Here is an 18,855-nt window from a genome sequence, read left to right on the forward strand (position 1 = left end):
GCAGCCCGGCACATCTGCCGTACGGTGACAGGCAAGTGACCCACGGGAGCCCGGTGGACCGGGCTGAGAGGGGGGCTGTGAGCCCCCGACCGTCGAACCTGATCCGGGTAATGCCGGCGCAGGGAGGAGTGTTGCCGTGCCGTCCCTCGGGCGACTGCATCTCATCACCGACACCCGTCCCGGGCGGAACCCGCTCGCGGTGCTCCGGGCCGCCCTGCCGGTGGCCCGTGCCGAGCTGGTCGTCCAGGTCCGGGTGACCGACGACGCGACCGACCGGGAGGCGTACGACCTGGCCCGCCGGGCCGTCGTCCTGTGCGCGCGGTACGGGTCGACCTGCCTGGTGAACGACCGGCTCCACGTGGCGCTGGCGGTCGGTGCCGACGGTGGGCACGTGGGCGCCGACGACCTGCCGGTCGGTGCGGCCCGTGCGGTGCTGGGATCGGCGGCCGTCCTCGGCGCCACGGCACGTGACCCGGGCACCGCCGCCGAGGCGGTCGCCGCCGGGGCCAGCTACCTGGGGGTCGGGCCGTACCGGCCCACCTCGACGAAGGACGGGCTCCCGACGGCGATCGGCGTGGCCGGTGTCCGGGCGGTCGCCGCGGCGGTCAGCGTGCCGGTGATCGCCATCGGGGGAGTGACGGCGGAGGACGTGCCCGCCCTGCGGGGGGCCGGCGCGTACGGGGTGGCGGTGATCGGCGCGCTCTCCGGGGCGGCCGACCCCGCCCGCGCCACCACCGAGCTGCTCAAGGCGCTGACGTGTTAGGAAGGGACCCTTTTACTACCGCAGGCGTTAAGAAGGGGCCCTTCCTTCCCGACGTGGCGGTGGTGGGGGCCGGGCCGGTCGGGCTGGCGATCGCCTGGCGGTGCGCCGCGCGCGGCCTGCGGGTCGTCGTGCACGACCCGGCGCCCGGGTCGGGTGCCGCGCACGTCGCCGCCGGGATGCTCGCACCGGTCGCCGAGGCGTACTTCGGCGAGCACGAGCTGACCGGCCTGCTCACCGCCTCGGCCGCCCGCTGGCCGGCGTTCGCCGCCGAGCTGGCCGACGCCTCCGGCGCCGACCTCGGCTACCGCGCCGACGGCACGCTCATGGTCGGGCTCACCGCCGACGACCTGGCCGAGGCACGACGGTTGTGGGCGTACCAGCAGGGGCTCGGCCTGCCGGTGACCGTGCTGCGCCCCTCTGAGCTGCGGGACCGCGAGCCCGCGCTCGCGCCCCGCGTGCGCGGCGGCGCCCTCGCCGCCACCGACCACCAGGTGGACCCCCGGCGCCTGGTGCCGGCGCTGCGGACCGCCGCCGAGCGGGCCGGCGCGACGCTGGTGGCCAGCCCGGTCCGCCGGCTGTCCGACGTGGCCGCCGGCGTCACGGTGGTCGCGGCCGGTTGCGGCGCCGCCGCGCTGACCGGGCTGCCGGTCCGCCCGGTGAAGGGCCAGGTGCTCCGGCTCCGCGCGCCCGGCGGCGTCGCGCCGGGCTTCCGGCACGTGATCCGGGGGTACGCGGACGGCGAGCACGTCTACCTCGTCCCCCGGGGCGGCGGGGAGGTGGTGGTCGGGGCGACCGTCGAGGAGCGCACCGACACGACGGTGTCCGCCGGAGCGGTGCTGCGCCTGCTCCGCGCGGCCGTCGACCTGGTGCCGGAGCTGGGCGAGTACGACCTGGTCGAGACCCTCGCCGGCCTCCGCCCCGGCACGCCGGACAACGCGCCGATCCTCGGCCCGCTGCCGGGCCGGCCGGACGTGCTCGCCGCCACCGGGCACCACCGTCACGGGATCGTGCTCACCCCGGTCACGGCCGACCTGATCACCGACCTGATCGTCACCGGCGAGCCGGATCCGCTGCTCGCCCCCTTCGCCCCGGACCGCTTCGCCCCGACAGGCTCTGAGGAGGGACACCCGTGGAACTGACCGTGAACGGGGCCGGGCGTACCCTGCCCGGCGGCTCGACCGTCGCCGACCTCGTCCGCGACGTCACCGACCAGGAGCGCGGCCTCGCCGTCGCCGTCAACGGCGAGGTGGTGCCGCGTGGCGGCTGGTCGGCGACCCTGCTTGGTGACGGCGACCGGGTCGAGGTGCTCAGCGCCGCGCAGGGCGGGTGAGCGCCGTGGGCTTCGAGCTGGGCGGCGTCACGTTCACGTCGCGGCTGGTCCTCGGCACCGGCGGGGCGGCCAACCTGCACGTGCTGGAGCAGGCGATCCGGGCGTCCGGCACCGAGCTGGTCACCCTCGCCCTGCGCCGGGTCGACACCTCCGGCGGCTCGGGTGGCCTGCTGGACCTTCTCGACCGCTGCGGGGTGCGGCTGCTGCCCAACACGGCCGGCTGCTACACGGCCGGCGAGGCGGTGAAGGTGGCCCACCTGGCGCGGGAGGCGTTCGACACCGACTGGGTCAAGCTTGAGGTGATCGGCGACGAGCGCACGCTGCTGCCCGACGGGGTGGAGTTGCTGCGCGCCGCCGAGGAACTGGTCGGCGACGGGTTCACCGTGCTGCCGTACACCTCGGACGACCCGATCCTGGCCCGCCGCCTCGCCGACGTGGGCTGCGCGGCCGTGATGCCGGCGGGGTCGCCGATCGGGTCCGGGCTGGGGGTGTCCAACCCGCACCACATCCGGCTCATCCGGCAGAGCGTGGACGTGCCGGTGATCCTGGACGCCGGCATCGGCACCGCGTCCGACGCGGCCCTCGCCATGGAGCTGGGCTGCGACGCGGTGCTGCTGGCCAGCGCGGTGACGCGCGCCGCCGACCCGGTGGCGATGGCGACGGCGATGCGGTACGCGGTCGAGGCGGGCCGCCTGGCATACGGGGCCGGCCGGATCCCCCGTCGCTTCCACGCCCTCGCCTCCACGCCGGACGAGGGCAGGCCGGACCTGTGACCGCGTCGCCGGGCCTGGGCACCCGAGATCTTGGCGGATTCCGGCCCCTCCAAGGGCCGTTTCCTTCCAAGATCTCGTCGGCTGCCGGCGCGACGCCGACGGGCGTCGTGCTGCTCACCGACCGCCGCGTGGCGCGATCGCCGCTCGTCGACGTGGTCGCGGGCGCGGTGGCCGGGGGAGTGCGGTGGGTGGTGCTGCGGGAGAAGGACCTGCCCCGCCCCGAACGGGCCGCTCTCGCCGCCGACCTGCGCGCGATCCTCGCCGACGTCGGCGGCACCCTGATCGTCGCCGGCCCGGATCCGCTCGACGGGGACGGCGTCCACCTGCCCGCCGCCGGCCCGTACCCGCCGCCGCCCCTCGGCCTGGTCGGCCGGTCCTGCCACGACGAGGCGGAGCTCACCCGACTCACCACCGAGGACTACGCCACCCTCTCACCCGTCTACCCCACGCGGACCAAACCCGGCTACGGCCCACCCCTGCGCCCGGACGGGCTGCGCAGGCTGATCGAGGTCAGTCCGGCGCCGGTCCTCGCACTGGGTGGTGTGGAGACCCCGCAGCAGGTGCACGACTGTGTCGAGGCGGGAGCGGCAGGGGTCGCGGTGCTGGGTGCGGTCATGCGAGCCGACGACGCCGCCGAGGCGGCCGCCACGCTCACTCGCGCCTTCGCCCGGGCCCATGGTCGGCCGCGGCCCTCAAACGCAACCACGGAGAGAGCACAGTGACCCCGTACACCATCCTCACGATTGCCGGCTCCGACTCGGGCGGCGGCGCCGGCATCCAGGCCGACCTGAAGGTCTTCGCGGCGCTCGGGGCGTACGGCACCAGCGTCCTCACGGCTGTCACCGCCCAGAACACCCGCGGTGTCGACGCCGTCCTGCCGCTGCCGCCGCGCACGGTCACCGACCAGTTGGACAGCGTGCTCGCCGACTTCGCCGTCCGGGCGGTCAAGACCGGCATGCTGGGCACCCCGGCGATCGCCGACGTCGTCGCCGACGCGGCGAAGGACGGCCGGCTGCCGCACCTCGTCGTCGACCCGGTGCTGGTCGCGACGAGTGGACACGCACTGGGCGTGGTCGCTGCGGTGGAGCGGCTGCTGCCGTACGCGAAGGTGGCGACGCCGAACTGCGCGGAGGCCGCGGCCATCACCGGACGCCCGGTGTCCACGGTCGAGGAGATGGTGGCCGCCGCCGAGGCCCTCGCCGCGGGCGGCCCGGAGCACGTCGTGGTCACCGGCGGCGACGTGGACGCGGACGGCGAGGCGGTCGACGTGCTGCACGGCGCCGGCGTCACCACCCTGCTCCGCGCGCCCCGGGTGCCGACCCGGCACAACCACGGGACCGGATGTTCGTTCTCGGCGGCCGTCGCCGTCCGGCTCGCGCTGGGCGACCCGGTGCCGGCGGCGGTCGCCACCGCCAAGGAGTACGTCACCCGGGCACTGACCGGTGCCCGGGACTGGGAGTTGGGCGCGGGACGCGGACCGCTGGATCACTTCGGCTGGTCCGCTTGACCGACAGGGAGGCTGTCATGCAGGCACGTCGCAAGGTCTACGTCGAGGGTTCACGGCCGGACGTCCAGGTGCCGTTCGCCGAGGTCGACCTCACCGGTGACAACCCGCCGGTGCGGCTCTACGACACGTCCGGGCCGGGTTCGGATCCGGAGGTCGGGCTGCCGCCGCTGCGCGGACCGTGGATCGCGTCACGCGGGGACGTCGCCCCGGTGCGCGGTGCGGGTACTCCACTGGCCGGAGTGGATGGGAAACGGCCGACGCAGCTCGCGTACGCCCGGGCGGGCGTCGTCACGCCGGAGATGGAGTTCGTCGCGATCCGGGAGGGCATGGCGCCGGAGTTCGTACGCGACGAGATCGCGGCCGGCCGGGCGGTCCTGCCGTTGAACGTCAACCACCCGGAGTGCGAACCGGCGATCATCGGCAAGGCGTTCCTGGTCAAGGTCAACGCCAACATCGGCACCTCGGCGGTCACCTCGTCGATCGCCGAGGAGGTGGAGAAGCTGACCTGGGCGACGCGGTGGGGCGCGGACACCGTGATGGACCTGTCGACCGGCAAGCGGATCCACGAGACGCGCGAGGCGATCGTGCGGAACTCGCCGGTGCCGATCGGCACGGTGCCGATCTACCAGGCGCTGGAGAAGGTCGGTGGTGACCCGGTGAAGCTGAGCTGGGAGGTGTTCCGGGAGACCGTCATCGAGCAGGCCGAGCAGGGCGTCGACTACATGACGGTGCACGCGGGTGTGCTGCTGCCGTACGTGCCGCTGGCCGTCGGTCGGGTGACCGGCATCGTGTCGCGGGGCGGCTCGATCATGGCGGCCTGGTGCCTGGCCCACCACGAGGAGAACTTCCTCTACACGAACTTCCGGGAGCTGTGCGAGATCCTGGCCCGGTACGACGTGACGTTCTCACTCGGCGACGGCCTGCGGCCCGGCTCGATCGCGGACGCCAACGACGAGGCGCAGTTCGCGGAGCTTCGCACTCTCGGGGAGCTGACGAAGGTGGCGTGGGAGTACGACGTCCAGGTGATGATCGAGGGTCCGGGGCACGTGCCGATGCACAAGATCAAGGAGAACGTGGACCTCCAGCAGGAGTGGTGCCATGAGGCGCCGTTCTACACGCTCGGTCCGCTGACCACGGACATCGCGCCCGCGTACGACCACATCACGTCGGCGATCGGCGCGGCGATGATCGGCATGTTCGGCACGGCGATGCTCTGCTACGTCACGCCGAAGGAGCACCTCGGGCTGCCGGACCGGGACGACGTGAAGGCCGGTGTGATCGCGTACAAGATCGCGGCGCACGCGGCGGACCTGGCCAAGGGCCACCCGGGCGCGCAGGCGTGGGACGACGCTCTGTCGAAGGCGCGGTTCGAGTTCCGGTGGGAGGACCAGTTCAACCTCTCGCTGGACCCGGAGACCGCGCGTGCGTACCACGACGCCACGTTGCCCGCCGAGCCGGCGAAGACGGCGCACTTCTGCTCGATGTGCGGGCCGAAGTTCTGCTCCATGAAGATCACCCAGGAGCTCAAGGAGTACGCGGCCCGCGGCATGAAGGACAAGTCCGAGGAGTTCGTGGCGGCGGGCGGCCGCGTCTACCTACCCCTGGCGTGACCCGCCGCCCGGCCGCCCGGTGACGGGCCAGCCTGCTGCCCGCTCGCGGTCGATCATGACATTGTCGGCACTGTCGCCGCCCGGCGTGTCCCGCCGACAGAGTCATGATCGATGCGGTCGGTCAGCCGGCGGCATGGGCCCCTTTGCTCTGCTTCAACCGGCGCAACGACGTCAGGCGGCGTCTGTTGCGTCGGTTGACGCAGAGCAAAGGAGGGCAGGTGGGGGGCTCAGTCGCGGTGGTGGCGGCCGGTCGAGCGCAGGGAGCGGCGGGCAGTCTCCTGCTCCGGCTCGTTGTCCGGCAACGGCTTGCTCAGGCCGGTGACCCAGTCGACGAACTCCTCGTCCTGCGCCGGCAGTGGCTCCGCGTCCGCGGATGCGTCGGCCTGGTCGGCCCGGGACCGGTTTCGCCGGAACAGGCCGCGCCGCTTCGGCTCCGGCCGCTCCTCGGATCCGCCGTGACTGGCCGACGCGGAATCGCCGGCGACCTGCCCGGCCGAGGGTGACGAGGGCCCGCCCGCGGCCCGGCCGTCGGCACCCGCGAACGCGGCGGCCGGCCGGTCGGCGACGGACGGGCTGGAGTCGCCTCCGGCCGTCGTGCTCACCGGCACCGGGCCGGTTGCGTCTCCCGGCGTCGGCCCGGTCGCGTCTCCCGGCGTCGGCCGGGTTGCGTCTGCCGGCGTCGGCCCGGTTGTGTCTCCCGGCGTCGGCCGGGTTGCGTCTGCCGGCGTCGGCCCGGTTGTGTCTGCCGGCGTCGGCCCGGTTGTGTCTCCCGGCGTCGCGTCGCCACCGGTCACCGAATCTCCGGCCAACGCGTGGCCCGAGGCCGTGCCTGCGGTCATCGGGCCCTCTGCGGTCGATGCGGTTCCTGACGTCGGGCGGCTCTCCGTCGGGCGGCTCTCCGTCGGGCCGGCGCGCCGGGCCGTGGCGAGGGCGTCCCAGGTGTTCGCGCTGTTCAGGTCCGGCAGGGGAGCCCGGTGCCGTGGCCGGGGAATCACCTCGGCCGTCCCGTCGTCGCCCGGGCGTGCGGACCCCCGCGCCGGCGGGGTGAACGGATCCGGGGCGACGGGACGTGGCGCGGGCTGCGCCGGCGTCAGTGGCGGCAGCGCGGCGAACGGCTCCGGACCGACCGGGGTGGGGGTGGGGCGGGGTGGCGTGACCGGGGTGGGAGCGGGCCGGGACGACGTGAACGGGTCCGGCCCGACCTGCGTCGGCGCCGGTCGTGCCGGGGTGGTGGGAGGCGGCGCGGGGAGGGGCTCGGACGGTACGGGTGCACGCGCAGCGGCCGGTGCCGGATCGCTCCAACCGGCATCGACGGAGTCCGGTGCCGGCGAGCCGTCGGTCGGTGCCGGGCCCGAGACTGCGGGTAGGACCCTCGCCCGGCCGGCGACCGACGGCGGGGCGTCCGAGGGTGCGGTCTTCGGCCGGTCGGCGGCCGTAGTGGCGGCGGCTGCCGGCCCGTCCGTGGTGCGGGAAGCGGCACCGGTCGCCTTGGCCGGCGCGGCCTTCGTGCGACGAGCACGGCGGGGCCGGGGAGCGGTCCCGCCCCCTGCCGGCTCCGCGCCCGGCTCGTCCGCCGGGGCCGAAGCCACCCGATCCGCGGCCTTCGTCCGATCCGTGGTCTGCGCAGGATCCCTGGCCGGCACGACCGACCTGGCCGCGTCGTCCGTTGACCCGGACGGCCCGTCCACTCCGTCCTCCGGCGTGCCCGGCCGGGCCACTCCGTCCTCCGACGTGCCCGGCCCGGCCGTGCCGGCCGCACGCGTGGCCGGCTTGGCTGCCCCGGCCACCGGCGCGGCCGGCTTGGCTGCCTCGGCCATCGGCGTGGCCGGCCCGGCTGCATCGTCGGCAGGCGCTGCCGGCCTCGCTGCTCCGTCCGCCAACGTCGCCGGCCTGGCTGCTCGGGTCCGCCTCGCGGACGGACCCGCCGGCGCCGCGGCGGCCGATCGGGTCGGGTCGGCCGCTTCGGCTTTCGAGGCACCAGACGACGTGGCGTCGCTGCCGGCCACCTCCACGGAGGAGGCGGGCACCGGTGCTGAGGCGCGGTGCCGGTCGGTCCGGATGTCCCCGGCGAGCGGCTCGGGGTCGACCGGAGTGGAGACGGGCGTGCCGGTGAGACCGGCCGTGGCCGCTGCGACGGCTGCGCCGGAGGCACCGGCGGAGGTACCGCCCGGTGTCGGCCAGTCCCAGTGAGCCGGAGTGGGACCGCCGGGCGTCTCCGGTGTCCGTCCGCCCCACCTGGTGTCCGGAGCGTCGCCGCCGGCCGGCGTACCGGTGTCGTCGACCGGGCGCCCGGCGTCGCCCGCCGTCCCGGCGGACGGTGTGGTCCCGTCGGTCTGCGGTAGGGGCGGCCCGGCCGGCAGCGGGCGCAGGATGTGGGTGGGCTCGATCGCCCGGGCGGCGGCCGGGGTGTCCCCGTTCCCCGCCGCCGGGCGCTCCACGAGCGGCCAGCGCAGCAGGGCCGCGGCGGCCGAGCCGAGGGCGCCCGCGGCCACGGCGAGCAGGGCTCCGTAGTACGGCGTGGTCTGGTAGCGGTCGACGCCGCCGCCGGGCCCGGCGGTCAGGTAGGCGAACGCGAGCAGCACCGGCCCGGCCACCCCGGTCAGGCCGCCGATCAGTGGAGGGTGCCCGCGCCAGCGGGCGAGGGCGCTGGTGGCCGCCCCGGCCAGCAGCGCCACGAGGGGCAGGATCACCATCGCCAGGCGCTGCGCCGCCGCGGTGTTCAGCCACGCCGGCTCCAGCACCCCGAGCCGTGCGGTGGTCAGCGGGCCGGTGGCGGCGAGCGACGGTACGACCGAGACCAGGGCCAGCAGCCAGACGGCGCCGGCGACCAGCGCCATGTTCCAGCCCAGCGGCGGCCGGACCAGAACGGCGAGCGCGGCCCCCGCGCCGACCACCGCACCGAGGACCGTGCAGATGGCGACGGCCCAGACCGGGTCCACGGAGATCAGGTCGGCGGCCCGGGCCGGTTGCATGCAGAGTGGTGCGACGACAGTGGCGCCCAGCGCGGCGGCGCCCGCGACGCCGAGTTGCCGGCCGGTGCCGGTCAGCGGTCCGTCCCGGCGGGCCAGGCGTTCGGTGACGACGGCGCCGACGACGGCGGCGTTCGCCGCGAACCAGCCGACCCAGGCGAGCTGGGCCGGCCACTGGTCGACGGTGCCGCCGGTGAAGACACCGGTGAGCCGAACGACGCCGAGACCGAACGCGATGCCGAGCTGGCCCGCTCCGGCCAGCAGGCTCACCCCGAGTGCCGTGAGCAGCAGTTTGCCCCAGGTCCGAAAGGCCATGTCCGGCACGTTACGGTCCGGTGCGCGCGATCGCCACCGGCACGCCGTGCGGTACGACGCCCCGCCGGCGGCGGGTCTACTTGAGTTCGACCAGCCGGGCCAGGTACGTCGTGTCGCCCACGTTGGTGAGCATGTGCACCGCCCCGGGGTCCCGGTAGACGACGCCGCCGGTCGGCTCGTCGGCGTCGATGCGGGTGCCGTCGACGGTCTGCACCACGTTCTTCGCGCCCTGGATCGCCACCACCAGGTACGGGTGGTCGTGCCGGTGCAGCGGCTGCCGCTCGCCCGGCTCCAGCTTGATGTGCCAGACCCGGACCCGGTCGTTCTCGTACACGATCTCCTGGCCCACCGGGCCGAGCTCGAGGTCGGTGTCGGTCATCGGAGTCCGTCCAGTTGGGGGAGCACCTCGGCGGCGATGAGCTCCAGGTGGTCGAGGTCGGCGAGGTCGATCAGACGCAGGTGGACGCGGCCGGCGCCGATCGCGGCGAACTCGCCGATGCGGTCGACGAGCTGCGCGGGCGAGCCGACGACCGGGTCCTCCGGCGGAAGCGCGCTCGGCACGTGCAGGGGCGCGGCCCGGTGCCGGGCCTCGGCGTCGGTGCGGCCGATCGCCACCACGATCCCGGCGGAGAACACCAGCGGCGCGCGGCCGGACTCGGCCCGTCCGACCCGGTCGCACGCCTCGCGGACCCGCTCGTACGCGGCCGCCGTCTGGGGGACGGAGGTGAACGGCATGTTGAACTCGTCGGCGTACCGGGCGGCCAGCTCGGGGGTGCGCTTCGGGCCGCGCCCGCCCACGATGACCGGCGGGCCGGGCACCTGCACCGGCTTCGGCAGCGCGGGGGCGTCGACCAGCCGATAGTGGTCGCCGGTGTAGCTGAAGGTGTCGCCCGCCGGCGTGCGCCACAGCCCGTTGACGATCTCGAGCTGCTCCGCCAGCCGGTCGAAGCGCTCACCGACACCGGGGAACGGGATGCCGTACGCGGTGTGCTCGCGTTCGTACCACCCCGCACCGATGCCCAGCTCGACCCGGCCGCCGCTCATCTGGTCCACCTGGGCCACCATCACGGCCAGCGGCCCGGGCAGCCGGAACGTGGCCGAGGTGACCAGCGTGCCGAGCCGGATCCGGCTGGTCTCCCGGGCCAGGGCGGCCAGCGTCAGCCAGGCGTCGGTGGGGCCGGGGAGCGCGGGCTCGTCACCCATCGACCGGTAGTGGTCGGCGCGGAGGAAGCCCTCGTACCCGCAGTCCTCGGCCCGACGCGCGAACCGGAGCTGGTCGTCGTAGCTGGCACCCCGGTGCGGCTCCGTGAACACGGACACCCGCATGGTCATCGTCCCTCCACCGGAGCCGGCTCCGGCACGTCCTTCTCCATCAGCAGTTCGTGCAGGTCCGCGCTGACCCCGGCGACGTCCGCCAGGTGCGCGTTGCGGCCGAGGGTGCGCGGCCGGGGGATGGTCACGTCGACGATGCTGCGGATCCGGCCGGGACGGGGGCTGAGCACCACCACCCGGTCGGCGAGCAGGACGGCCTCGTCGATCGAGTGGGTGACGAAGACGACCGTCGCCGACGTCTCCATGTGCACCCGTTGCAGCTCGCCGGAGAGCTCCTCCCGGGTGAGCGCGTCGAGCGCCGAGAACGGCTCGTCCATGAGCATGACCCGGGGCTCGCCGATGAGGGAGCGGCACAGCGCCACCCGCTGCTGCATCCCGCCGGAGAGCTCGTGCGGCAGCCGCTTCTCGAACCCGGCCAGGCCGGCCAGCTCCAGCAGCTGCCGGGCCCGGTCGCGGTGCTTCGCCCGCTTCCACCCGAAGATCTCGACCGGGAGCAGCACGTTGTCCAGCACGGTGCGCCAGGGCAGCAGCGCCGGTCGCTGGAAGAGCATGGCCACGTCCCGCCGGGGCCGGGTGATCGGGCTGCCGCCGACCGTGACCTCGCCGGCGCTGACCGGCAGCAGGCCGGCGACCAGTCGGAGCAGGGTGGACTTGCCGCAGCCGGAGCGGCCGACGACGGCGACGAACTCGCCCTCGGCGACGTCGAGATCGATGCCGCGCAGTGCCTCGACCCGACCGGCCCGGCCCTCGAAGGTGCGGGAAACGCCGGACAGACGGATCATCCCGCGGGCCTCCCTGAGTCGGCGGTCAGCAATCCGCGGGACAGAGTATCCGTCTCGTGCCTCAATCGCACCGTCCGGGGTGGACGTCAGGTTGTTTCCGTTCGGCAACCCGATATGCCTGGCGTCGCAAAGGTGGAATTCTCGTACGCTGTGCCCGCGAAGAGTCCCCTCACGCCGGTGGCGCCGGCCACCCCCCTCCCGCCGGTGCCGCCCGACAACCCCTCCGGAGGCCCGCCGGCCCCGGTCGGAAAGGACATGGTGCACTGATGAGAAGGCTGACCCGTACGGTCGCCGCGGCCACGATGGCCGCCAGCCTCGCGCTCGTCGCGGCCTGCAGCAGCGGCTCGGATTCGACCGACGACGCCAAGGGCGGCAACGGCGGATCCGTGGAGAAGGTGACGTACCTCACGTCGTTCGGCAACTTCGGCCGTGACTCCTACGCCTGGGTGGCGAAGGAGAAGGGCTTCTTCACCGAGGCCGGCTTCGACGTGGAGATCAAGCCCGGCCAGGGCACCGGCAGCGTCATCCAGACGGTCGTCGGCGGTCAGGCGCAGTTCGGCCCCATCGACCTCACCGGTGGTCTGCTCCAGCTCGGCAACGGCCAGGCCAAGGACTTCGTCGCGGTCGCCGCGATCCAGCAGCGCACCATGGCCGCCATCGCGAGCGTCGAGGGCAAGGGCATCGCCTCCCCGAAGGACCTGGAGGGCAAGAAGCTCGCCGACACCCCCGGCTCCGTGGTCCGCAACCTCTTCCCGACGTACGCGAAGATGGCCGGCGTCGACGCGAGCAAGGTGACCTGGGTCAACGGCGAGGCGCAGACGCTGATGGGAACCCTGGCCTCCGGCACGGTGGACGGCATCGGGCAGTTCGTCGTCGGCCAGCCGACGATCGAGACGGTCACCAAGAAGAAGGCGGTCCTGCTGCCATACAGCAACGTGATGCAGGACCTCTACGGCAACGTGCTGATCACCTCCTCGAAGATCGCCAAGGAGAACCCGGAGATGGTCAAGCGGTTCGCCGGCGCCCTGCTCAAGGGCCTGGAGTACGCGCTGGCCCACCCGCAGGAGGCCGCCGACATCCTGAAGAAGAACGTGCCGGCCGCGGTCCCGGCAGCGGCCAAGGCGGAGCTGGAGCTGATGGCCGGCTACGTCCGGTCCAGCAACACCGGCACCCAGATCGGCACGCTGGACAGCGGCCGGGTCGCCAAGAGCATCGCGATCCTCCAGGGCGCCGGTGCGCTCAAGCAGAACATCACGCCCGACCAGATCATCGACTTCAGCCTCGCGCCGAAGGCCTGATCGCCCACCCGGTCGGGGGTGCGGCCCACGGACCACTTCCGGGGGCCGCACCCCCGTCGCGTGCCGGCCGACAGCCGGCAGAACAGGAGGATCCGGTGACCGAGGCGACCGGTACCCGGCCCGAGCGGCGTCCGCCGGAGGATCCCGTCGAACCGCCCCCGGTTCCCGCCACACCGCCGGTCGCCGGCCGGTGGCGCGGGCCGCAGCCGGCGAACGTCGGTCTGCCGTTGCTGGGGTTGGTGATCGCGCTGGGTTTCTGGTGGCTGGTCACCTCGGGGCTCGGCCTCGTACACCCCGCGTCGCTGCCGCCGCCGCAGACCGTGTGGAACTCCCTGACCCTGTCCAGCGACGTGCTGCTGCCGGCCCTCGGCATCACGACACTGATGACGGTGCTCGGCTTCCTGATCTCGACCGTCGCCGGGGTGTTGATCGGGATGACCCTGGCCGCCTCGCGGCGCGCCGAGCGGATGTTCGCCCCGCTGCTCGTGGCGGTCAACGCGGTGCCGAAGATCGCGCTCGGCCCGCTGCTGGTGGTGTCGGTCGGCTGGGGCGAGAAGCCGATCCTCACCATGGTGTTCCTGCTCTGCTTCTTCCCGATCGTGCTCTCCACGGCGACCGGCCTCACCACCACCCCGGCGGACCTGGCCGAGCTGGCCCGGTCGTTGAACGCCTCGTGGTGGCAGTCGTTCCGCAAGGTGCGCTTCCCGGCCGCGCTGCCGCAGATCTTCGTCGGGTTGAAGGTGGCGATGCCGCTGGCGGCCATCGGTGCGGTGATCGGCGAGTTCTACTCGGACAAGCCGGGTCTGGGGTACCAGATCCTCCAGTACAACGGCGTGGGGGACACCGCGACGGCGTGGGCGGCGATCGTGCTGATCGCCGCGATGAGCATCGCGCTCTACTCGGCGCTCTCCTTCGTCGAGCGCCTCGCCCTGCCGTGGGTACGCGCGACCACGGCCCGGTGAGCCGACGCGCACCGGGCCCGTGAGCCAACCCCTACCGGCCCGGTGAGCCGACGCCCACCGGGCCGTACGGCGGCGGTCAGCCGGCCAGGCGCCAGCGGCCGTTGCGCGCGACCAGGGTGGTCAGCGCCTGCGGCATCAGGCCGGAGTGGTTGTCCGGGGTCATCCGGATCGGACCCGACAGACCGTCCAGTTGGGACGTCTCCAGCACGTCGCGGATGCCGTCCCGGTTGACCGCGCCGGGATCCCCGCCCGCCCGCAGCGCGGCGTCGGCGATCAGCTGGACCGCGTCCGCGGCGAACGAGGACGAGCCGTGGTAGCCGCCGAACCGGGCGGTGTAGTCCTGGAACCACTGCCGCCGCGCGGCCTTCGCCGGCGTGGTGGCGATGACGTCGTCGATCACCATGGTCTGCGTGAAGACCAGCGTGGCGCGTTCGGTGGCCCGCGCCGCCCCGCCGAGGAAGAGGTCCCCGGCGGCCGAGGCGTCCAGGAAGAGCGAGCCGCGGAAACCGGCCGCCTGCGCCGCCACGGCCGCGAGGCGCGCCTGCTCCGGGGGCGTCCAGAGCACCAGGGCGTCAGGGTTGCCGGTGGTCACCGAGGTGACCTGACGGGTGACGTCGGTGTCGGTGGCGCGGACCCGCTCCACCCGGCGTACCTTCACGCCCGCCTTGGCGAACTCGCGCTGGAGCGCCGCGAGCCCCTCCCGGCCGTAGTCGTCGTCGCTGTGCAGCAGGCCGACCTCGCGGGCGCCGCCGCGCCGCAGTTCAGCCGTGAGGGTGGCGGCGTTGTCGGCCGCGTTCGGGGACAGCTTGAACACGTACCGGCGCTGGCCGACCGGGTTCGTGACGGCGCCGGAAGGGGCCAACGCGATGGTGGGTACCCGCTTCTCGTCGATGGTGCGGACGGCCCCGACGGCGCATTCGTTGCAGCCGCCCATGATGATCGCGCTGACCCGGGAGTCGTCACTGAAATCGTTGATGTTCCGCAAGGACTCACTCGCGTCGGAACGATTGTCCTTGACCCTGAGTTCGACGCGCCGGCCGTTCAGCGCGCCCGAGGAGTTCAGTTGCTCGACCTTCAGTTCCAGGGCTCGCTGGTACGCCTTGCCGACGGTCGCGGAGGCCCCGGAGAGTTCGAGGTCCGCGGCGATGACGATTGGGCTGGTGTCCCGCTCCTCCCCGCCGAACTGGCAGGCGGTGAGCGTGGTGGCCAGGACGGCCGAGGCGAGCGCCGCGACGGTCGCGGAGCGGATGGGGCTCAACGTTGTCCTCCAGGTGGACGTGGGCGCGGCCCGGGCACCGCCGGAATCGACCGTCCTCGGTAAAGGACGGATCTGTTTCTGCCGTACGGTGAGCGCGAAAGCCTGCAAAACCTTGCCAATGTCGGGCTCTGCGGTCAAGCGGGCAGTGGGGAGACGTTTCGGGACGCGGATCCCACATGTTGAGGTAACACAAAGTTTGCAAACGGTCACCGATTCGGCACGGCTCGCCACGCACTGTCAACAATGCCTGTTCAGAGCGTCGGGGAATCGGCGGCACCGGAGGGTCCCAGCGCCTGTTCGGTGCCGTCCGACCGTTTCCTGCCCCACTGCGGCTTCCCAAACCACATCCCGTCTGATGAAATCGCGGCCGTGCCGCGCGTGGGCTGTCCGCTGTACCAGGCACGGGTCGGCGGGTCAGGCGTGGAAGAAACGACGGAGGCGATGTCGTGAGCACCGGACCGACGACCCTGCCCGCAGGCGGCGACAGCGACCAGCCGGGGCGTCGTCGCCTGCCCCGGCTCCGCGACGCCCGGATCCGGTCCAAGCTGGCGCTGATCCTGGTCGTGCCGGTCGCCGCGGTCATCGCGTTGGCCACGGTCCGCCTGGTCGCCGTCGGTGCGGACGCGTACGACGCCACCCGCGCCACGGCGCTCACCGAGCTCTCCGTGGACGTCTCCGCGCTCACCCAGGACCTGCACGCCGAGCGCATGGCGGCGTCCGCCTATCTGGCGGTGCCGCAACAGGGTGCCGACGCGTACAACCTGCGGGTGCGCAGCACCGACGAGCGGGTGAAGGCCTACCGGGAGGAGCGCGACCGCGTCGGCGACGCGCCGGCCGCGGTCCGCGACCGCCTGGCGGCCATCGACGACCACCTGGAGACCCTCGACGCGACCCGCCAGCAGGTGCTGGACCGACGGCAGATGGCCGTCGCCGAGGCGTCGCTGCGGTACGGGGTCGTCCTGACCGACCTGGTCGCGTACGGCGACGGCCTGGCCCAGCTGCCGGGCGAGGAGCAGCTGGCGGACGCCCGTCGTGCGGTCGCCGCCTTCGCCCGCGCCAAGGCGGCCGTCGCCGAGGAGGAGTCGGTCGCGTACACGGCGCTGAGCGCCGGCCGGATCGACGACGAACAGTTCTCCTCCTTCGTGGCGACCCTGACGAGCCAGCAGGAGGCGCTGCTGGCCTTCTCCCTGGCGGCCGACCCGACGCAGCGCGCTCTGGTCGACAGCACCGTCTCCGGTGACGCGGTCACGCTGGCCGACCGGGTCGCCGCCGACATCACCCGCTCGGTCGGGCAGCAGCCCCTGGTCGGCGCGCGCGACGCGAGCGCCGCGATCGGCGCGGTCAACGACCTCATGCGGTGGGCCGAGATCCGGCTCCAGGACGAGCTGCTGGCCCAGGCCGAGCAGGCCCGCGCGGACGTCCTCCGGCAGGCCGTGGTCGAGTCGCTGCTGGTGTTGCTCACGCTCCTCATCGCGGTCACCCTCGCTGTGGTGCTGGCGCGTTCGCTCAACCACTCGCTGTACCGGCTGCGTGAGGGCGCCCTCGCGGTGGCCAACCACGACCTGCCGGAAGCGGTGCGCCGGCTCCAGAGCATGGAGACCGTGGGCGACGGCGGCGTCGACGAGATCGTCCAGCAGGTACGCGACCCGATCCGGCTCGCCAACCGCGACGAGGTCGGCCAGGTCGCGCTCGCCTTCAACGTGGTCCACCGGGAGGCGGTCCGGGTCGCGGCCGAGCAGGCCGCCCTGCGGACCAGCGTCTCGGCGATGTTCCTCAACCTGGCCCGTCGCAGCCAGACGCTGGTCGACCGGATGATCGGCGAGCTGGACGCGATCGAACGTGGCGAGGAGGACCCGAAGCGGCTGGCCCGGCTGTTCGAGCTGGACCACCTCGCCACCCGGATGCGCCGCAACGACGAGAACCTGCTGGTCCTCGCGGGTGCCGACTCGGCCGTGCCGCGCCGGGAGGACGCCCTGCTGGTGGACGTGCTGCGCGCCGCGCAGTCCGAGGTGGAGCTGTACAACCGGATCGAGTTCGGCACGGTCGACACCGACGTCTCGGTGGCCGCCCACGCGGTCAACGACGTCGTCCGGCTGGTCGCCGAACTGCTCGACAACGCCACCCGGTTCTCGCCGCCGAACACGACGGTGGTCGCCGACGCGCGGCGGATCCGCGACTATGTGCTGATCCAGGTCGAGGACCGCGGCCTCGGTCTCTCCGACGAGCAACTGGACTCGCTCAACCGGCGGCTCGCCGAGCCGCCGACCGTCGACGTCGCGGCGTTCCGGCTGATGGGTCTGGCCGTGGTGAGCCGGCTCGCCGCCCGCTACGGCATCCGGGTCGAGCTGCGCCGCAACGTCGAGGGCGGCACCGTCGCCCAGGTGACCCTGCCGACGGCCACGGTGGTCCTGCCCGCCCGTGGGCGGGAGCCGATCACCCGGCCGCGCCAGCCGCTCGCCGTGGAGCAGACCCCGCTGACCCCCGTCGGCCTCGGCGGACCGCTGGTCGGCGCGGCGCGGACCGCCACCCTGCCGGACCCGTGGCGCACCGACCAGGCGCCGCCGGCGCCGTGGCAGGCGCCGGAGCAGGCTCGCGACACCACGTCGCCGGTGCAGGCGGGCGGCCTGACCGGGGCGCAGCCCATTGTCGCCCCGACGCGGCCCGCGTACGCCGGCGGATTTTCCACGGGCACCTCGACCGCCGCGTACGCGACGGTGGATCCACTGCCGCGGCGTACCGCCGCCGACGCCCCCGCCGCGACGTCCACGGGCGCCTACCCCACCGTCGAACCGGGCGCCGCGACCGGCGCCGCCTCCGGGGCCGTGCCGACGGCCGGGGGCGGGTTCACCGGTGGGCTCGGCGCCGGACTGGCGGCCACCGCGTCCCTGGCGCCGACCCCGTCGATCACCCGGCCCGTGGACCTGCCGGCGGAGGCACCGATCTTCCGCGAGATGGAGGCGGTCTGGTTCCGGTCGCACGGCGACGACGCCACCGCCATCTTCGCCCGGCCGGACTTCGGCCCACCGGCCGCGTCCGCCGGCGACCGTCCGGCCGGGGACCGCCCGGCGGAGGCGCCACCGGCCCGGCCGAAGCTGCCCACCCGGGTTCCCAGCACGTCGGCGGCACCGCCGACCGCTCAGCCGCCGCCTCCGTCGTACACACCGCCGGTCGCGACGACCGGTCAGCCGCCCGCCGCCGACGCGACGGCGGCCACGGAGACGCCCGCGCCGCCGGCCGACGTGGACGCGTGGCGGACCTCGGCCGACGAGGGCTGGTCCCGGGCCAGCCGGGCCGCCGAGCCGGCCACCGACGGCACCACCCGCTCCGGCCTGCCGAAGCGGGTACCGCAGGCGCAGCTCGTGCCCGGCGGCATCGAGCCCCGGGCCCAGGAGCGCACCCGGCGTACGCCGGACGACGTACGGGGTCTCCTGTCGGCCTACCACCGCGGTGTTCAGCGCGGGCGGGCGGCCGGCACGGACCTGAACAGTACCTCTACCAAGGAGACGAGCCGATGAACAGGCCAGCGGCCATGCAGGACATGGGTTGGCTGCTCACCAACTTCGCCGACAGCGTGGCGGGCATCGCCCACGTGGTGGCGGTGTCCGCCGACGGGCTGCTGCTCGCCTCCTCACGGGACCTGCCGGCGGACCGGGCGGACCAGCTCGCGGCGATCACCTCCGGTGTGGTGAGCCTGACCGAGGGCGCGGCCCGGATGTTCAGCGCCGGCGGCGTGCTCCAGACGGTCATCGAGATGGACAGCGGCTACCTGTTCCTGATGTCGATCAGCGACGGCTCGTCGATGGCCGTGCTCGCGGCCCGCAGCTGCGACGTCGGCCAGGTGGGGTACGAGATGGCGCTCCTGGTGGAACGGGTCGGCGCCGCGCTGGTGCCGCTGCCCCGGGACGCGGTGCGTTCGTAGCCCGGGTGCGGCGCTCAGGCTCGCGCCGACCAGGGAC

General features: G+C 74.1%; 16 protein-coding genes and 1 riboswitch. Of the genes, 11 read left to right on the top strand and 5 right to left on the bottom strand.

Annotated features, from left to right (window positions below):
- The first annotated feature begins 33 nt into the window (after positions 1–33).
- Positions 34–142: riboswitch (TPP riboswitch) on the top strand.
- The 7 genes from thiE (at position 137) to thiC (ending at position 5,983) form a co-directional block, all read left to right on the top strand.
- Positions 137–763, top strand: coding sequence for a thiamine phosphate synthase (thiE, locus tag ACTMS0_RS10945; protein ID WP_441155024.1), 627 nt, complete (start codon positions 137–139; stop codon positions 761–763). Its footprint overlaps the riboswitch before it by 6 nt.
- Complete coding sequence (gene thiO / locus ACTMS0_RS10950; RefSeq protein ID WP_441155025.1) at positions 757–1,902, top strand: glycine oxidase ThiO; 1,146 nt, start codon at positions 757–759, stop codon at positions 1,900–1,902. Before thiE ends, thiO begins: the two co-directional genes overlap by 7 nt.
- The gene (thiS, locus tag ACTMS0_RS10955) at positions 1,893–2,093 is read left to right on the top strand and encodes a sulfur carrier protein ThiS (RefSeq protein ID WP_441155026.1); all 201 of its coding nucleotides are present in this window, start codon (positions 1,893–1,895) and stop codon (positions 2,091–2,093) included. The genes thiO and thiS overlap by 10 nt, the downstream gene beginning before the upstream one ends.
- Positions 2,090–2,866 carry a thiazole synthase gene (locus ACTMS0_RS10960; protein WP_441155027.1) on the top strand — a complete coding sequence of 259 codons (777 nt, stop codon included), beginning with the start codon at positions 2,090–2,092 and terminating at the stop codon, positions 2,864–2,866. The genes thiS and ACTMS0_RS10960 overlap by 4 nt, the downstream gene beginning before the upstream one ends.
- 71 nt (positions 2,867–2,937) lie before the next feature.
- Positions 2,938–3,588 carry a thiamine phosphate synthase gene (locus ACTMS0_RS10965; protein WP_441155166.1) on the top strand — a complete coding sequence of 217 codons (651 nt, stop codon included), beginning with the start codon at positions 2,938–2,940 and terminating at the stop codon, positions 3,586–3,588.
- Positions 3,585–4,373: a bifunctional hydroxymethylpyrimidine kinase/phosphomethylpyrimidine kinase gene (thiD, locus tag ACTMS0_RS10970; RefSeq protein ID WP_441155028.1), complete on the top strand. Its 789-nt coding sequence runs from the start codon at positions 3,585–3,587 to the stop codon at positions 4,371–4,373. Before ACTMS0_RS10965 ends, thiD begins: the two co-directional genes overlap by 4 nt.
- A gap of 17 nt (positions 4,374–4,390) precedes the next feature.
- Entirely contained in the window at positions 4,391–5,983 is a 1,593-nt protein-coding gene (thiC, locus tag ACTMS0_RS10975) for a phosphomethylpyrimidine synthase ThiC (protein ID WP_441155029.1), read from the top strand.
- 227 nt (positions 5,984–6,210) lie between these two features.
- Here thiC and ACTMS0_RS10980 read toward each other — a convergent pair whose 3' ends face one another.
- The 4 genes from ACTMS0_RS10980 to ACTMS0_RS10995 all read right to left on the bottom strand — a co-directional run bounded on the left by ACTMS0_RS10980 (position 6,211) and on the right by ACTMS0_RS10995 (position 11,381).
- On the bottom strand, positions 6,211–9,267 hold the full coding sequence (locus ACTMS0_RS10980; protein WP_441155030.1) for a hypothetical protein: 3,057 nt from the start codon (positions 9,265–9,267) through the stop codon (positions 6,211–6,213).
- A 76-nt stretch (positions 9,268–9,343) separates the two neighbouring features.
- Positions 9,344–9,646 carry a cupin gene (locus ACTMS0_RS10985; RefSeq protein WP_130320408.1) on the bottom strand — a complete coding sequence of 101 codons (303 nt, stop codon included), beginning with the start codon at positions 9,644–9,646 and terminating at the stop codon, positions 9,344–9,346.
- Entirely contained in the window at positions 9,643–10,593 is a 951-nt protein-coding gene (locus ACTMS0_RS10990) for an LLM class F420-dependent oxidoreductase (protein ID WP_441155167.1), read from the bottom strand. The genes ACTMS0_RS10985 and ACTMS0_RS10990 overlap by 4 nt, the downstream gene beginning before the upstream one ends.
- A 2-nt stretch (positions 10,594–10,595) precedes the next feature.
- Positions 10,596–11,381, bottom strand: a complete 786-nt coding sequence (locus ACTMS0_RS10995) for an ABC transporter ATP-binding protein (protein WP_441155031.1) — start codon at positions 11,379–11,381, stop codon at positions 10,596–10,598.
- 266 nt (positions 11,382–11,647) lie between these two features.
- Between ACTMS0_RS10995 and ACTMS0_RS11000 the strand changes: the two genes are divergently transcribed.
- Both ACTMS0_RS11000 and ACTMS0_RS11005 read left to right on the top strand, forming a co-directional pair.
- Complete coding sequence (locus tag ACTMS0_RS11000; protein ID WP_441155032.1) at positions 11,648–12,679, top strand: ABC transporter substrate-binding protein; 1,032 nt, start codon at positions 11,648–11,650, stop codon at positions 12,677–12,679.
- 95 nt (positions 12,680–12,774) lie between these two features.
- Positions 12,775–13,641 (top strand): ABC transporter permease, encoded by an 867-nt coding sequence (locus ACTMS0_RS11005; protein ID WP_441155033.1) that lies wholly within the window; start codon positions 12,775–12,777, stop codon positions 13,639–13,641.
- Between the two features lie 76 nt (positions 13,642–13,717).
- On the opposite strand, the gene ACTMS0_RS11010 is transcribed toward ACTMS0_RS11005, so the two are convergent.
- Entirely contained in the window at positions 13,718–14,899 is a 1,182-nt protein-coding gene (locus tag ACTMS0_RS11010; RefSeq protein ID WP_441155034.1) for an ABC transporter substrate-binding protein, read from the bottom strand.
- A gap of 446 nt (positions 14,900–15,345) precedes the next feature.
- On the opposite strand from ACTMS0_RS11010, the gene ACTMS0_RS11015 reads away from it, so the two are divergent.
- Both ACTMS0_RS11015 and ACTMS0_RS11020 read left to right on the top strand, forming a co-directional pair.
- Positions 15,346–18,414 carry a nitrate- and nitrite sensing domain-containing protein gene (locus ACTMS0_RS11015; protein WP_441155035.1) on the top strand — a complete coding sequence of 1,023 codons (3,069 nt, stop codon included), beginning with the start codon at positions 15,346–15,348 and terminating at the stop codon, positions 18,412–18,414.
- The gene (locus ACTMS0_RS11020; RefSeq protein ID WP_030329975.1) at positions 18,411–18,818 is read left to right on the top strand and encodes a roadblock/LC7 domain-containing protein; all 408 of its coding nucleotides are present in this window, start codon (positions 18,411–18,413) and stop codon (positions 18,816–18,818) included. Before ACTMS0_RS11015 ends, ACTMS0_RS11020 begins: the two co-directional genes overlap by 4 nt.
- The last annotated feature ends 37 nt before the right edge of the window (positions 18,819–18,855 follow it).

It is taken from the genome of Micromonospora sp. H33 (assembly GCF_052068455.1).
GTDB lineage: Bacteria > Actinomycetota > Actinomycetes > Mycobacteriales > Micromonosporaceae > Micromonospora.

Excerpts from the sequence above, each read along its gene's own strand:
- thiC (WP_441155029.1), top strand. The coding sequence starts at position 4,391 with ATGCAGGCACGTCGCAAGGTCTACGTCGAGGGTTCACGGCCGGACGTC.
- ACTMS0_RS10980 (WP_441155030.1), bottom strand. The coding sequence starts at position 9,267 with ATGGCCTTTCGGACCTGGGGCAAACTGCTGCTCACGGCACTCGGGGTG.
- ACTMS0_RS10985 (WP_130320408.1), bottom strand. The coding sequence starts at position 9,646 with ATGACCGACACCGACCTCGAGCTCGGCCCGGTGGGCCAGGAGATCGTG.
- ACTMS0_RS10990 (WP_441155167.1), bottom strand. The coding sequence starts at position 10,593 with ATGCGGGTGTCCGTGTTCACGGAGCCGCACCGGGGTGCCAGCTACGAC.
- ACTMS0_RS10995 (WP_441155031.1), bottom strand. The coding sequence starts at position 11,381 with ATGATCCGTCTGTCCGGCGTTTCCCGCACCTTCGAGGGCCGGGCCGGT.
- ACTMS0_RS11000 (WP_441155032.1), top strand. The coding sequence starts at position 11,648 with ATGAGAAGGCTGACCCGTACGGTCGCCGCGGCCACGATGGCCGCCAGC.
- ACTMS0_RS11020 (WP_030329975.1), top strand. The coding sequence starts at position 18,411 with ATGAACAGGCCAGCGGCCATGCAGGACATGGGTTGGCTGCTCACCAAC.